Origin of the sequence: Streptomyces abyssomicinicus (assembly GCF_008974245.1) — a bacterium.
In the GTDB taxonomy this organism is placed as follows: domain Bacteria; phylum Actinomycetota; class Actinomycetes; order Streptomycetales; family Streptomycetaceae; genus Streptomyces; species Streptomyces abyssomicinicus.
Window position 1 is genome coordinate 243,986 of the sequence record NZ_BBZI01000013.1, and the last position, 14,502, is coordinate 258,487.

A 14,502-nucleotide genomic window follows, 5' to 3' on the forward strand; every position below is an offset into this window, starting at 1 on the left:
GGAGTCTAGGACAACGCGAGAGGGCCGCAGGGGCGGTTGCGCCTGCGGCCCTCTTGGGATGCGTCACACCTTCAGGTACTTGCGCAGGGCGAAGAAGGCCGCCAGCGCGGGCATCAGGAAGCTGATCGCGAGGATCAGCGGAAGCTTCGTCAGAAGGGCGTCCCAGCCGACGAAGTTGATGAGCGTGAGCCGCTCGGAGAGGGCCATGCCGCTGTCGATGGTGAAGAACCGGCCGAGCACCAGGAAGACGCAGGCGAGCGCGCCGCCGATGAGGCCGGCGACCGCCGCCTCCATGATGAACGGGGCCTGGATGTAGAAGCCGGAGGCGCCCACCAGCCGCATGATGCCGGTCTCCCGGCGGCGGCTGAACGCGGAGACGCGCACCGTGTTGACGATCAGCAGCATCGCGACGATCAGCATGACCGCCATCAGCGCCAGCGCGGCCGTCGAGAGCATGCCCAGCATGGTGAAGAGGTTGTCGAGGATGCCCTTCTGGTCCTGCACCGACTGCACGCCCTCACGGCCGTCGAAGGCCGTGGCGATGACCTCGTACTTCTCCGGGTCGGTCAGCTTGATGCGGTACGACTCCTGCATCTGGTCCGGGGTGAGGGTCGCCGCCAGCGGGGAGTCGCCGAACTGCTCCTTGTAGTGGTCGTACGCCTGGTCCTGCGTCTCGTGCACCACGTCGTCGACGATCGCCATGTCGGCGAGGTCCGCCTTGATCTGTTCCTTCTGGTCGTTCGTGACGGCGCCCTTGGCACAGTTGGGGTCGGACTCGGCGTCGCTCTTGTTGCAGAGGAAGATCGAGACGTTGACCTTGTCGTACCAGTAGCCCTTCATGGCGCTCACCTGGTCGCGCAGCAGGATGGCGCCGCCGAGCAGGGTGAGCGAAAGGGCGACGGACACGACGACCGCGAAGGTCATCGTGAGGTTGCGGCGGAGACCCACACGGATCTCCGACATGACGAACTGAAGCCGCATGGCTCTTGTCAGGCCTTTCCGTGGACGGGGATCAGTGCTGGTAGCCGTAGACGCCGCGCGCCTGGTCGCGGACGAGGCGGCCCTTCTCCAGCTCGATGACGCGCTTGCGCATCTGGTCCACGATGTTCTGGTCGTGCGTCGCCATCACCACGGTGGTGCCCGTCCGGTTGATCCGGTCGAGCAGCTTCATGATGCCGACGGAGGTCTGCGGGTCGAGGTTGCCGGTGGGCTCGTCGCAGATGAGCAGCTTGGGGCGGTTGACGAACGCCCTGGCGATCGCCACCCGCTGCTGCTCACCGCCGGACAGCTCGCCCGGCATGCGGTCCTCCTTGCCGCCCAGACCGACCAGGTCGAGCACCTGCGGGACGGACTTGCGGATCTCGCCGCGGGACTTGCCGATCACCTCCTGGGCGAAGGCGACGTTCTCGCCGACGGTCTTGTTGGGGAGGAGCCGGAAGTCCTGGAACACGTTCCCCAGCTGGCGGCGCATCTGGGGCACCTTCCAGTTGGAGAGGCGTGCGAGGTCCTTGCCCAGCACGTGCACCTGTCCCTGGGTGGTCCGCTCCTCGCGGAGGATCAGCCTCAGGAAGGTGGACTTTCCGGAGCCGGAGGAGCCCACCAGGAACACGAACTCGCCGCGCTCGACCTCGAGGGTGATGTCCCTCAGGGCGGGGCGGTTCTGCTTGGGGTAGACCTTGGTGACGTTGTCGAATCGGATCACGGAAACACCACGAGTCGCCGGGGGTAGATGTGCGTGACCATACGCGAATGCGGGTACCGGCCGCAGTCGCCGGACCTGGTTGCGCGCGCCTTGCCCCTTTTGTCGTCGCATTCGGAACAGTTTGTGGAAGGGATGCGGGGGTAACTGGGGGACCGCCTCGCGCCGGACCTGGCACAGTGGAAGAGGGAACAGCATCGTTCCCGTGAACGTTGGGCATGACGGAAGCGGCGCGAGGAGGGCGGGCGCATGACGTACGACCGATTGGTATGCGCCAACTGCGCGGCGCCGGTCAGCGAGGGGCGCTGCCCCACGTGCCGGGCGAACCGTGAGCGGATGCAGCAGCCGTTCGGTGGGCTGACTCCGGGGGCGCTGCTGGTCCTCCTGGTGGTCCTGGCCACGGCGGCGGCGCTGCTGGTGCGCTGAGGGCCCGCCTGCCCGGCGTGAGCGGGAGCGAGCCTCGTTCCCTGGAGCGGACGACAAGGGGCGGGGCGGGACGGCCGATGCCGTCCCGCCCCGCCCTTCGCCCGTTCGGCGGGTCGCCGTCCGTCAGGCGGCAGCGGCGCCGCCGCGGCCCTCCATCAGGCGCGGGAGGACCCGGAAGCCGATGCCGCCGGCGATCATCGTCGCGGCGCCGATCAGCAGGAACGTGGTCTCCGCGGCACCGGTCTCGGCCAGCTCGTCGCCGCCGCCCTGCGGGGCGGTGGAGTCCTCGGAACCGGTGTCGACGAGGTTGCCCTCGCCGCCCTGGGGCTCCTGGCCGCCGAGGTCGGGGTCCAGGCCGCCGTTGCCGCCACCGTTGCCGTTACCGCCACCGTTGCCGCCGTTGCCGCCGCCACCGTTGCCGTTGCCGCCACCGTTGCCGTTGCCGCCGTTGCCGGTGCCGCCGCCGTTCTCGTTGCCCTCGGAGTCGTCGCCGCCGACGGCGCCGTCGGAGGTGCCGGAGGAGTCGTCGCCACCGATCGCACCGTCGGAGGTGCCGGAGGAGTCGTCCCCGCCGATCGCACCGTCGGAGGTGCCGGAGGAGTCGTCGCCACCGACCGCACCGTCGGAGGTGCCGGAGGAGTCGTCCCCGCCGATCGCACCCTCGATCACGCCGCCGAAGGCGCCGTCGGTGCTGCCCTCGGTACCGCCCTCGGAGGTACCGCCCTCGGAGGTGCCGCCGTCGGACTCACCGCTGTTGATCCCGATCTCGACGTCGTCGCCGCCGAAGGCCGAGGCCGCGCCCGCCGCGGTCAGCGACGCGCCGGCCGCTATCACCGCGCCCGCGACGATCCGCGCGACGCGGACCCGTGTCTTTCTGCTCATGTGTCTGCTACCCCCAGTAGCTGTAGTCAGGGAGGCCGCGTCCTGGGGGTGGTGATCGACGGGGGCGTCGTCTCGACCGGCCCCCGGTTCACATGCGCCCCCGTCAACGCATGCCAAACCTAACCCTTCCGATAAACCAAAGCGCCGTCAAGTTACTTCACGTCACGTGCACAAAACGACAACTGCCGCCCGGAAGGCGGCAGTTGCGTAAAAATGTGCGGTGATCGTGCGGACCGGGCTACCGGCTACTTCTCCTGCTGCTTGCGCCAGCGGATGCCGGCCTCGAGGAAACCGTCGATCTCGCCGTCCAGGACGGACTGCGGGTTGCCGACCTCGAACTCCGTCCGCAGGTCCTTGACCATCTGGTACGGGTGCAGGACGTAAGACCGCATCTGGTTGCCCCAGCTGTTGCCGCCGTCGCCCTTGAGGGCGTCCATCTTGGCCTGCTCCTCCTGGCGGCGCCGCTCGAGCAGCTTGGCCTGGAGGACGTTCATCGCCGTGGCCTTGTTCTGGATCTGCGACCGCTCGTTCTGGCAGGAGACGACGATGCCGGTCGGGATGTGGGTCAGGCGGACCGCGGAGTCGGTCGTGTTGACGCCCTGGCCGCCGGGGCCGGAGGAGCGGTACACGTCCACGCGCAGCTCGGACTCGTCGATCTCGACGTGGTCGGTCTGCTCGACGACCGGCAGGATCTCGACGCCCGCGAAGGAGGTCTGGCGGCGGCCCTGGTTGTCGAACGGGGAGATGCGGACCAGCCGGTGGGTGCCCTGCTCGACGGAGAGGGTGCCGTAGGCGTACGGGGCCTGGACGACGAAGGTGGTCGACTTGATGCCGGCCTCCTCCGCGTAGGAGGTCTCGTAGACGTCGGTCTTGTAGCCGTGGCGCTCGGCCCAGCGCAGGTACATGCGCTGCAACTGCTCGGCGAAGTCCGCGGCGTCGACGCCGCCGGCCTCGGCGCGGATGTTGACCAGCGCCTCGCGGGCGTCGTACTCGCCGGAGAGAAGGGTACGGACCTCCATCTCGTCGAGCGCCTTCTTCACGGCGACGAGCTCGGACTCGGCCTCGGCCTTGGTCTCCGGGTCGTCCTCCTCCTCGGCCATCTCGAAGAGGACGGCGAGGTCGTCGATGCGGCCACGGAGGGCCTCCGCCTTGCGCACCTCCGCCTGCAGGTGCGACAGCTTGCTGGTGATCTTCTGCGCCTCCTCCGGGTTGTCCCAGAGGGAGGGCGCGGCCGCCTGCTCCTCGAGCACGGCGATGTCTGCCCTCAGCCTGTCGAGGTCCAGGACGGCCTCGATCGACTCCATGGTCGAGGAGAGGGACTTCAGCTCTTCGGATACATCGACGACTGCCACGCCCTCCAGCGTAACGGCTCCCCCCGGTGGCCAGGGCCACACCCCTGGTACGGGAAGGAGGGCCATGGGAGGCCCGGGGAGGACCGGGGAGGGTCAGGGGGCCGACGAGGAGACGCCAGGGGCCGTCGGGGGCTCCGCGTCGCCGCCGCCGGGCGAGGTGAGCCACCAGACCGTCGCCGCCGCCGCGGCGGCCACCGCCAGGGCCGCCGCCGTGACGGCGCGGCGCCGCGCGGCGGCGGGCCGGTTGCGCGCCGAGCCGGGGCGGGGCGCGCCCGGCGCCCGGGGGGCCCGGGCCGTGCCCAGCGCGCCGCCCGCCAGCTCGTCGGGCTCCGGCACCCGCATGGAGGTGTGGGTGTCCCGGTTCGAGTCCGGCCGCGAGCCGCGGACCAGCGGCACCACGCCCCGGCGTGCCGCGGCCGGCGACGGCGGCGTGCCCTGGCCGTCGCCGGCCGGCGCGAGCGGCGCGGCGGGGGCCGCGGGCTCCTCCTCGGGCTCGACGTCCTCGACGTCCAGCGCCGGCATCCCCGCCAGCAGCGGCAGCACCTCGCGCAGCCGCTCCGCCAACTCGGATGCCCTCAGCCGCGAGGCCGGCGCCTTGGACAGGCACTGCACGATCAGCCGCCACAGCTCCTCGGGGATCCCCGGCAGCGGCACCACCGTCTCGGTCACGTGCCGCCGCAGCACCGCCCCGGGGTGGCCGCCGCCGAACGGCGTGAACCCGGCCAGCAGCTCGTACAGCACCGTGGCCAGCGCGTAGATGTCGACCGAGGCGCGCGGCGGCAGCCCCTCGACGATCTCGGGGGCGAGGTAGTCCGGAGTACCGATGATCTTGGTGGCCCGGCTGCGCCGCGGCGCGTCGATCAGCTTGGCGACGCCGAAGTCGGTGAGCAGCGCCGGGTGCGAGTTGCCGGGGCCGAGCGGGCCGTCCATGTCGAGCAGGACGTTCTCCGGCTTGACGTCCCGGTGCACCACCCCGGCGGCGTGCGCGGCCGCCAGCGCGTCCGCGACGTCCGCGACGACGGCGACCGCCGCCTCGGGCGCCAGGCGGCGCTCGCGCTCCAGCCGGGTGCGCAGGTCGGTGCCGCGCACCAGGTCCATCACGAGGGCGAGGACGTTGCCGTCGACCACCAGGTCGCGCACCGAGACGATCCGGGGGTGCTCCAGTCCGAGCAGCGCGGTCCGCTCGCCGACGAACCGGCCGACCAGCTCCTCGTCGGAGGACAGGTCCTCACGCAGCAGCTTGATCGCCACGGGCCCCTCGGGCCCCTCGCCGAGCCACACCGTGCCGGCGCTGCCCCGTCCGAGGATCTGGTGGGCGGTGTACCGGCTGCCGATCTTCCGTGCCAAGAGAGCTCCTGTGAACGCGTGTTGGCCCAAACCTACGCGCCCACGGGGCCCTCCCTCACAACAGCCGGCGAATTCACCCGCCACCGCCCCGCCGCAGCGCCCGGCGCGGCGGCACGCCGCCGCGCCGCCGCGCGACGGCACCGGCCGCCCGACGGCACCGGCACCGGCCTACGGCACCTCGGTCGGGACCGAGTCCTTCACGTCCTCGACCGAGTTCTGCACGTCCTGGGCGGTGTCGCCGATGCTGGTGACCCAGTCGGAGATGTCGCCGATCCAGGTGGTCAGCTGGTCCCACCAGCCCTTGGTGGTGCCGATCCACTCCTGGAGCGGGGAGAGCTCCCAGACCATCCAGCCCGCCACGAAGAAGACCACGACCACGATCAGGCAGCCCTTGAGGCAGCCCAGCCCCGGGATGCGGACCGGGTTGGCGCTGCCGCGGCGCTCCCGCGGCGCGGCCGGCGGCTGCTGCGGCGGGGGCGCGTAGTGCTGCGGCGGCTGCTGCACGGGGCGCTGCACCGGCCGCTGGACCGGTCGCTGCACGGGCCGCTGCACGGGCTGCTGGCCCTGCTGCGGGTAGCCGTACTGCTGCTGTTGCTGCTGCTGGGGACGCGGCGGCTGCTGCGGACGCGGGGCCACCTGCCGCTGCGGCCGGCGGCGGCGCAGCGGGTCCTGGTCGGGGTCGACGTAGTTCTGGACCTGCGTCTGCTCGTTGCGCTCGCGGGCGGCGCTGAGCTGGGTCTGCCAGGGGTGCGGCTGGTCCGGGTTCTGGCCCTGGCCCTGCCCCATCACCTGGGTGGGGTCGGCGTCTGCGGGACCGCCCTGGCCGCCCGGCGGGTGCCGCATCACCGTGGTCGCCGCGTTGGGGTCGTAGGCGCCGCCCTGGCCGTAGCCCTGGCCCCCCTGGCCGTACCCCTGGCCCCCCTGGCCCTGCGGGAGCACCTGGGTGGGCTCGGAGGCCCCGGCGGGCCCGGGCGAACCCGGCACCGGCGCGGGGGCCGGGTCGGGGGCGAGCAGCGCGCCGACGTTCTCGGCGGCGACGATCTGCGCGGACCCCGCCCGCAGCCCGACGCCGTCGGCGACCACGCGCAGCGCGCGGGCCAGGCTGACGGCGCTGGGGCGCTCGTCGGGGTTCTTGCGCAGGCAGCGCTCGATGACCGTCCACAGCGGCTCGGGCAGCGTGGAGGGGCGGCGCGGCTCGGCGTTCAGGTGCTGCTGGAGCACCTCGAGCGCGCTGCCGCCGCCGAACGGCGGGCGGCCGGTGACCAGCTCGTAGAGCAGGATGCCGGCGCCGTAGATGTCCACGGCGGAGGTCTGCGGGCGGCCCTCGGCGGACTCCGGGGCCACGTAGGACGGCGTGCCGACGAACTCGCTGGTGCGCGTCAGGCCCGGGGAGTCGGCGAGGCGGGCGATGCCGAAGTCGGTGAGCATCGGGTGCAGCTCGCCGCCGGTCTGCCGCAGCAGGACGTTGGCGGGCTTCAGGTCGCGGTGCACCACGCCGTCGGCGTGGCTGGCGGCCAGCGCGTCGGCGATCTGCGCGGTGAGCAGCGAGGCGGCGACCGGGCTGAAGGGACCGTTCTCCCGCAGGTAGCGGTGCAGGTCGGGGCCCTCGATCAGGTCCATCACCAGGGCGAGCAGGTCGCCCTCGACGACCAGGTCGCGGACCCGGACGATGTTGTCGTGGGTGAGCCGGAGCAGGACGGAGCGCTCGCGGAGGAACCGCATCACCACGTCCGGGTCGTTCGCCAGCTCCTCCTTGAGGACCTTGATGGCGACGGTCTCACCGGGCTGCCCGGCGACGGCGGCCTCGGCCCCCGCGGTCTCCCGCTGGCGCGCACGCCAGACGGTGCCCGTGGCGCCGCGTCCGATCGGCTCCTCGAGCAGGTACTTGCTGCCTACCGGCCGCACGTCATGCGCTCCCTGCTGGTCGTGATCACTCGCACCGGCGCTCACGGCCGGTCCCGCCCACTGTAGTGCGATGGGGGCCGGTGGCGGCGGTCGTCCACAGGCCCGGAATCGTCTCGGTCCGGACACGGCCCGTGACGGGGGCCGGCGGGGGCTCCGCGGTGGGCGCCCCCGACGGGGCCACTTACCGGTCCAGGACGGGTCCCCGAAGAAAAGACGTGCAACCCGGTCGCATGGTTTCCGTCGAGGAGCGGTATCGGTCACAAAGGGGAGTCGAATGGGCCACTTTCCCGGGCAGAGGTGACCAATCAAGATCACTTGAGGGCGGCCGAGGGGCGCGCCCCGGGTGCCGGGTGCGAGGATGCACCCTGCTACAGCTACAGGCCGACGCGCTCGTGTGTGTGCGGTGGGGATGGCGCGGTGGGGGACCGTGAGGCGCATCGACCGCTGCCACGGGCGCCCGAGCGGAAGGGATCGCTGACGGCGATGCAGATCCGGCTGACCGTCGTAGACCCGCTGAACCCGCCCGCCGCGAGCCGTGACGTGCTGGTCACCGCCCCCGCCGGCACCCCGCTGGCGGCCGTGGCGGCGGACCTCGCCGCGGCGGTGTCCGGGGACGGCGGCGGCGCCCCCCTGCACGCCGGGGCGGAGCGGCTCGACCCGCAGCGCAGGGTGCTGGGCGAGCCTCCCCTGGTGGACGGCGCGGTGCTGTCGGTGGGCGCGCCCGCCGACCCGGAGGACCTCGGCGCGGAGGACGGCATCGGGCCGTCCGCGGTCGCCGAACTGCACGTGGTCGCGGGCCCCGACGCGGGCGGCGTCCACCTGCTGCACGGCGGCCGGATCCGCGTCGGCCGCTCCGCCGACGCCGAGATCCCGCTGGACGACCCGGACGTCTCCCGTCTGCACTGCGCGGTCACCGTGGCCCCGGACGGCTCGGTCACCGTGGCCGACCTCCGCTCCACCAACGGCACCCGCCTCGACGGCCGCGCGGTGGACGGCGACCCGGTCCCGCTGGCGCCGGGCGCGCTGCTGCGGGTCGGCGAGTCCACGCTCCGGCTCACGCTGCCCGCCTCCGTGGTCCCGGCGCCGGTGACCCCCGACGGGGAGGGGTGCCTGCGGCTGGCCGCGCCGGGCCCCGTCGGCGACGCCGGCCCCGGTGGTCCCACTGCCCTCGGCGGCCCCGGCGCCCCCAGTGGTCCCACCGGCACCGCCGAGGGCCCCGGCGACGCGGCTGTCGCCCGGTCCGCCGGGGGCCACCGGGCCGCGGAAGCGCCAGGCGCGGGCGACGGCACCGTCGGAACGGCCGCCGGTACCGCCGCCGGGGAGCCCGCCCGGCGCCGTGGCATAACGGCATGGGCCCGCCGCCGGCTCACCCCCGGCCGCACGACCGGCGCGCAGCCGGACGCCGCCTCCGCCGGGCCCACCGCGCACACCGACGGCTGGGCCGCCGTCACCCGCCGCCCCGACACCTGGCCGGACCCGGCGGAGCTGCTGCTCACCGCGCTCACCCCCGGCCCGCGCCTCTGGGAGCGCGCCCACGACCACCCCGAGGCGCTCACCGTCCGGCTGGGCACCGCGGACCGGCCGTCCCCCGACGGGGAGGGGCTGCTGCCCGCCGTCCCGGTGACCGCCGCGCTGCGGGAGGCGGGGTCGCTGGGTCTGGCCGGGCCCCGGCCGCGGCTGGCCGGGCTGGCCCGCGCGGTGCTGGCGCAGCTCGCCGCGCTGCACTCGCCGGACACCCTGGAGATCGTGCTGATCAGCGCCGACCGCTCCCGTGCGCCGGAGGAGCGGACCGCCGAGTGGGCCTGGCTGGGGCTGCTCCCCCAGGTACGCCCCACCCAGGGCCAGGACTGCCGGCTGCTGCTCGCCCACGACCGCGACCAGGCCGCCGCCCGCACCGACGAGCTGCTGCGCCGGGTCGCCGACACCACCGCCGCGCTCGGGCGCGACCCGGGCTCCGGCCCGGCGGCGCGCCCGGTCCGTTCCACGGTGCTGGTGGTCGACGGCGATCCCGGCGGCGCGGACGTGCGGGACGCGGTGTCCCGGCTGGCCCTCGCCGGTCCGCGGGCCGGCATCCATGTGCTGTGCCTCGCCGAGACCGCGCCGGCCTCACCCGCCTCCCCGGTGACCGACACCTACGAGGCGGCCTGCTCCCTGGTGCCCGCCTTCCGCGCCTGCGGGGCGGTGGCGCTGCTCAGCGGTGACGTCGCCACGGCGCTGCGGCTGCTGCGGATCGCCCCGGTGGCGGGTGTTCCGGCGCCGCGGTCGGGGCCGGGATCGACGGCCTTCGCAACGGCTCCGGTGCTGCCGCGGACCGCGCCGGTGGGGCACGGCACGGTGGGCACGGTCGACGCGGTGTCGCTGGAGTGGGCCGAGCGGTTCGCCCGCGCGCTGGCCCCGCTGCGGGTGGACGCGCCGCCGTCACCGGTGGCGGGGGTCCGCGGGCCGCAGGCCGGCCCGGCGGCGCCGCTGCCGGACTCGGCGCGGCTGCTGGACGAGCTGGGGCTGGCCCGCGCCACCCCGGCCTCGCTGCTGGCCCGCTGGGCCGACGCCGCGGACGACCCGGACCGCCCCGGTGGCCGCGCGGTGGCCGTTCTCGGCGCGGGACCGCACGGGCCGGTGGGCGTGGACCTCGCCGCGGAAGGGCCGCACCTGCTGGTCGAGGGCCCGCCCGGCAGCGGGCGCACGGAGCTGCTGCGGGCGGTGGCGGCTTCGCTGGCCTCCGCGGAACGGCCGGAGCGGCTGGCGCTGCTACTGGTCGACGGCTCCGGCTCAGCGCGGACGCAGGGGCTGGAGCCGTGTGCCGAGATCCCGCACGTGACCGGTCACCTCGTCGCCAACGACCCGCTGGTCATGCGGGAGTTCGCCCAGCGGCTGACCGCCGAGCTGAAGCGGCGGAGCGAGGTCCTGGGGGTGCTGGACTTCACGTCCTGGCACGCGGGGCGGGGGATGCCGACGCGGATCGTGCCGCAGCGGGGGTCCGCCGCCGCGGTGGCGGCGGGCGAGCGGGTGGCCATGCCGCGGCTGGTGGTCGTGGTCGACGACCTCGACGCACTGCTGCGTCCCGCGCTCGGCGCACCGGGGCGGCCCTCCGCCGGGTCCGTGGTGCGGGCGCTGGACGCGGTGGCACGGGAGGGTGACCGGCTGGGCGTCCACCTGGTCGCGGCGGCGGTCTCCGCGGAGGGGGCCGAGGCGGCGCGGCAGGCGGTGCGGGTCCTGCTCGACGAGGGCGCGCCGGTGGGCCGGGGGCGGTCGCTGTCCCCCGGCGGACCGGTCACGCCCTTCCAGGGCGGGCGGGTGACGGGGCGTATCCCCCGCACCTCGACCCTCCGTCCGACGGTCCAGCCCCTGGACTGGTCCCGCATGGGCGACCCGCCCACCCGCCGTCCGATCCGCGAACTGGGCAACGGCCCCACCGACCTCGCCCTGCTCACCAGCGCCCTCACCCGCGCCGCCGCCCAGCACACCGCCCCCACTGTCCCGTCCCCGGCGGCCCGCTGACCCACGGCGGACGGCCCCCGGGGCCCGCGCCCGGCCCACGCACCGAACCTGGGCCGGCCCCCCGGGCCAGGCCGGCCCCGGCTCGCGGGCGCCCCTCATCCGGGCGGCTCGGCACCGGCCCGGTGGCCCGGTTCAGCGCACCCCCGGCGCACAGGCGGCCCCGCTCGCGGACGGCCCGCCACCGGTCGGCCTCGGCAGGGGCCCGGCGGCCGGGTTCAGCAGGCCCAAGCCCAGATCCAGGGCAAGGCCCGCTCGCGGACGCCCCGACCCACCGGCGGCCCCGTTCACAGGCGGCCCGCCACCGGTCGGCCTCCGCGGTGGCCCGGTGGCCCGGTGGCCGGGTTCAGGCAGGTCCAGGGCAAGCGCCGCTCGCGGGCGGCGCCACTACCGGTCGGCCTCGGCAGGGGCTCGGTGGTCCGGCGCATGGCAGCCCCAGGTTCAAGGCAGCCCCAGGTTCAAGGCAGCCCCGGCCCACCGGCGGCTACCGCTCGCGGACGGCACCACCAGCGGTCGGCCTCCGCGGTGGCCCGGTGGCCGGGTTCAGGCAGGCGCAAGCCCAGATCCAGGGCAAGGCCCGCTCGCGGGCGCCCCGGCCCACCGGCGGTCGCCGCTCGCGGGCGGCGCCACTACCGGTCGGCCTCGGCACCGGCCCGGCGGCCCGGCGCATGGCAGCCCCAGGTTCAAGGCGGCCCCGGCCCACCGGCGGCTACCGCTCGCGGACGGCACCACCAGCGGTCGGCCTCCGCCGTGGCCCGGTGGCCAGGTTCAGGCAGGCCCAAGCCCCGGTCCAGGACAAGCCCCGCTCGCGGACGCCCCGACCCACCGGCGGTCGCCGCTCGCGGGCGGCGCCACTACCGGTCGGCCTCGGCAGGGGCCCGGTGGCCCGGCGCAGAGCAACCGCCCCGGGTTCGAGGCGGCCCCGGCTCACAGGCGGCTCCGCGCGGGCGGCTCCGCTAGCGGTCGGGGTCGGTGGTGGCCCGGTGGCCCGGCTCGGGGCCCAGGCGCGGGGCCGGCTTGGCCCGCTCGTTCTCCGCGGACGCCCGGAACGCGGCGCGCCAGGACTCGACGAGCGCGCTGCCGCTCGCGTCCAGGGCCGCGGCCGTGTTGCCGCCGGGCACGGCGACGCGGTCCACGACGTCGTCCAGGCGCGCGCCGCCCTCGAGCAGCCGGCTGAGGGCGTGCAGGCTCTGCGTGACGAGTCGTTCCGCCAGGTCGTCGGGAAGCGGGGCGCCGCCCTCCCGCTGCGCGGCGACCATCGCCCGGGCCGCCCCGGCCAGCAGGGCCGGACCGCAGGACGCGAGGTCGGTCGCCGTCCTCCCCTGGCCCTCCTCGATCACGTACGGCTCCGAGAACGCCCGCAGCAGGCCGAGCAGTTCCTCGGTGCCCCGGTCGGTCAGGCGCGGACCGGGCACCAGGAGGGTCGCGCCGGCACCGATCTCGTTGCCCACGCTCGGGACGAGTTTGGCGACGGGCCCCTGCACGGCTTCCGCGAGCGTCCGCAGCGGCAGGCCGTTGTTGACGGTGATCACCAGGTGCCGTTCGGTGAGCCGGGGCCGCAGGGTGCCGAGGACCTCCGGAAGGTCCGCGTTGCGGACGCACAGGACGAGCAGGCGGGCGTGGCCGGCCAGTTCCGGCAGGGGGACCACCGTCGCCCCGGGCACCGTCTCGCGGAGACGGTCGGCGCCGGCCGGGGACCGCACCGACGCGTACACCCGACCGGGCCCGACCGCCATGCCGAAACCCGAGGCCAGGGTGAGCCCCATCCGCCCCAGACCCACTACGCCCACCGCGCCGTACTCGCTCATACCGGCAGCATCTCAGCCCCCTCCCGGTCCCGCCCGCCCCGGCCCGGCCACGGCTGGTCCCGGGAAAGGTCACGGCGGGACAACGATCGGGGGCCGCGCCCGGCCGCCGGGCGACCGGAGCCCCTCAACGGGCGTAGACCGCCCACCTGTTGGGAATGCGCTTGGCGCAAACGCGTCCACCGACACGTTCAAGGACGAACGAAGAACGGGGCAACGATGCGCATACGCAAGGCGCTGGCCACTTCCCGGGTCCCCACCGCCCTGGTGGCCACCACCCTCGCACTCGCCCTCACCGCGTGCGGCGGTGACGGGGACGGCGAGAAGAAGACGGACGAGGGCGGCGGCACCGGCGCCGCCGGGCAGACCGTGAAGCTGCCGAAGCTGGACGGGCAGACCCTGGAGGTCGCCGCCGTCTGGACGGGCACGGAGCAGGAGAACTTCAAGAAGGTCCTCGCCGAGTTCGAGAAGCGGACCGGCGCCAAGGTCACCTTCGTTCCCGCCCAGGACCCGATCATCAACTTCCTCGGATCCAAGATCGCCGGTGGCTCCCCGCCGGACGTGGCGATGCTGCCGCAGGTGGGCGCGATCCACCAGGCCGTGGAGAAGGGCTGGGCCAAGCCCCTCGGCGCGGACGCCCAGGCGCAGCTCGCCAAGAACTACAGCAAGGGCTGGCAGGACCTCGGCACCGTCGACGGCAAGCAGTACGGCGTCTACTACAAGGCCGCCAACAAGTCCCTGATCTGGTACAACGCCCAGGTCTTCGAGAACGCCGGGGCGAGCGAGCCCAAGAGCTGGGACGAGCTGCTGACCACCGCGCAGACCGTCTACGACTCCGGCGTCACGCCCTTCTCGGTCGGCGGCGCGGACGGCTGGACGCTCACCGACTGGTTCGAGAACGTCTACCTCTCCCAGGCGGGCCCCGAGAAGTACGACCAGCTCGCCGCGCACGAGATCCCCTGGACCGACCCCTCGGTCAAGGACGCGCTGACCACCCTGGCGCAGGTGTGGGGCAAGGCCGACTACGTGGCGGGCGGCGCCGACGGCGCGCTGCAGACGGAGTTCCCGGCCTCGGTGACCCAGACCTTCACCGGCGGCGACCAGCCCAAGGCCGGCATGGTCTACGAGGGCGACTTCGTGCAGGTCAACATCGGCGAGACCGAGGCGGAGGTCGGCACCGACGCCAAGGTGTTCCCGTTCCCGGCGGTGGGCGACATCGCGCCGGTGGTCTCCGGCGGCGACGCCGCGGTGATCCTCGAGGACTCGCAGGCCTCACAGGCCCTGGCCACCTTCCTGGCCTCCCCGGACGCCGCCGGCATCCAGGCGAAGCTGGGCGGCTACCTCTCGCCGAACAAGGCGGTGGACTCGTCCGCCTACCCCAACGAGGTCCAGCGGAAGATGGCCGAGGCGCTGGTGGAGGCCGGTGACGACTTCCGGTTCGACATGTCCGACCAGGCGCCGCAGGCGTTCGGCGGCACGCCCGGCAAGGGCGAGTGGAAGATCCTCCAGGACTTCCTGAAGAACCCGAAGGACGTCGAGGGCGCCCAGGAGAAGCTCGAGGCCGAGGCGGCCAAGGCCTACGGGGACTGAG

Annotated in this window: 9 protein-coding genes; 2 read left to right on the forward strand and 7 right to left on the reverse strand. The window is 74.5% G+C overall.

Annotated features, from left to right (window positions below; all coding sequences use genetic code 11):
- Positions 1–63: 63 nt before the first annotated feature.
- The 6 genes from ftsX to GBN72_RS30385 all read right to left on the reverse strand — a co-directional run bounded on the left by ftsX (position 64) and on the right by GBN72_RS30385 (position 7,611).
- Positions 64–981: a permease-like cell division protein FtsX gene (gene ftsX / locus GBN72_RS30360; RefSeq protein WP_151775148.1), complete on the reverse strand. Its 918-nt coding sequence runs from the start codon at positions 979–981 to the stop codon at positions 64–66.
- A gap of 31 nt (positions 982–1,012) precedes the next feature.
- Entirely contained in the window at positions 1,013–1,702 is a 690-nt protein-coding gene (ftsE, locus tag GBN72_RS30365) for a cell division ATP-binding protein FtsE (RefSeq protein ID WP_151775149.1), read from the reverse strand.
- A 546-nt stretch (positions 1,703–2,248) separates the two neighbouring features.
- Positions 2,249–3,007, reverse strand: coding sequence for an LPXTG cell wall anchor domain-containing protein (locus tag GBN72_RS34365; protein WP_164540963.1), 759 nt, complete (start codon positions 3,005–3,007; stop codon positions 2,249–2,251).
- 245 nt (positions 3,008–3,252) lie between these two features.
- Positions 3,253–4,359 (reverse strand): peptide chain release factor 2, encoded by a 1,107-nt coding sequence (gene prfB / locus GBN72_RS30375; protein ID WP_151775150.1) that lies wholly within the window; start codon positions 4,357–4,359, stop codon positions 3,253–3,255.
- A gap of 93 nt (positions 4,360–4,452) precedes the next feature.
- A complete protein-coding gene (locus GBN72_RS30380) occupies positions 4,453–5,706 on the reverse strand; it encodes a serine/threonine-protein kinase (RefSeq protein WP_151775151.1) in 1,254 nt (417 codons plus the stop codon).
- 168 nt (positions 5,707–5,874) lie between these two features.
- A complete protein-coding gene (locus GBN72_RS30385; RefSeq protein WP_151775152.1) occupies positions 5,875–7,611 on the reverse strand; it encodes a serine/threonine-protein kinase in 1,737 nt (578 codons plus the stop codon).
- A 483-nt stretch (positions 7,612–8,094) separates the two neighbouring features.
- Here GBN72_RS30385 and GBN72_RS30390 point away from each other — a divergent pair, with 483 nt between their 5' ends.
- On the forward strand, positions 8,095–11,109 hold the full coding sequence (locus GBN72_RS30390) for an FtsK/SpoIIIE domain-containing protein (RefSeq protein ID WP_151775153.1): 3,015 nt from the start codon (positions 8,095–8,097) through the stop codon (positions 11,107–11,109).
- 953 nt (positions 11,110–12,062) lie between these two features.
- On the opposite strand, the gene GBN72_RS30395 is transcribed toward GBN72_RS30390, so the two are convergent.
- The gene (locus GBN72_RS30395) at positions 12,063–12,914 is read right to left on the reverse strand and encodes a pyrroline-5-carboxylate reductase family protein (protein ID WP_151775154.1); all 852 of its coding nucleotides are present in this window, start codon (positions 12,912–12,914) and stop codon (positions 12,063–12,065) included.
- A gap of 216 nt (positions 12,915–13,130) precedes the next feature.
- Between GBN72_RS30395 and GBN72_RS30400 the strand changes: the two genes are divergently transcribed.
- Complete coding sequence (locus GBN72_RS30400) at positions 13,131–14,501, forward strand: ABC transporter substrate-binding protein (protein WP_151775155.1); 1,371 nt, start codon at positions 13,131–13,133, stop codon at positions 14,499–14,501.
- The last annotated feature ends 1 nt before the right edge of the window (position 14,502 follow it).

Bases quoted from the DNA above. Each gene is read 5' to 3' on its own strand.
- GBN72_RS34365 (WP_164540963.1), bottom strand. From the start codon at position 3,007: ATGAGCAGAAAGACACGGGTCCGCGTCGCGCGGATCGTCGCGGGCGCG.
- GBN72_RS30395 (WP_151775154.1), bottom strand. From the start codon at position 12,914: ATGAGCGAGTACGGCGCGGTGGGCGTAGTGGGTCTGGGGCGGATGGGG.
- ftsX (WP_151775148.1), bottom strand. From the start codon at position 981: ATGCGGCTTCAGTTCGTCATGTCGGAGATCCGTGTGGGTCTCCGCCGC.
- GBN72_RS30390 (WP_151775153.1), top strand. From the start codon at position 8,095: ATGCAGATCCGGCTGACCGTCGTAGACCCGCTGAACCCGCCCGCCGCG.
- GBN72_RS30400 (WP_151775155.1), top strand. From the start codon at position 13,131: ATGCGCATACGCAAGGCGCTGGCCACTTCCCGGGTCCCCACCGCCCTG.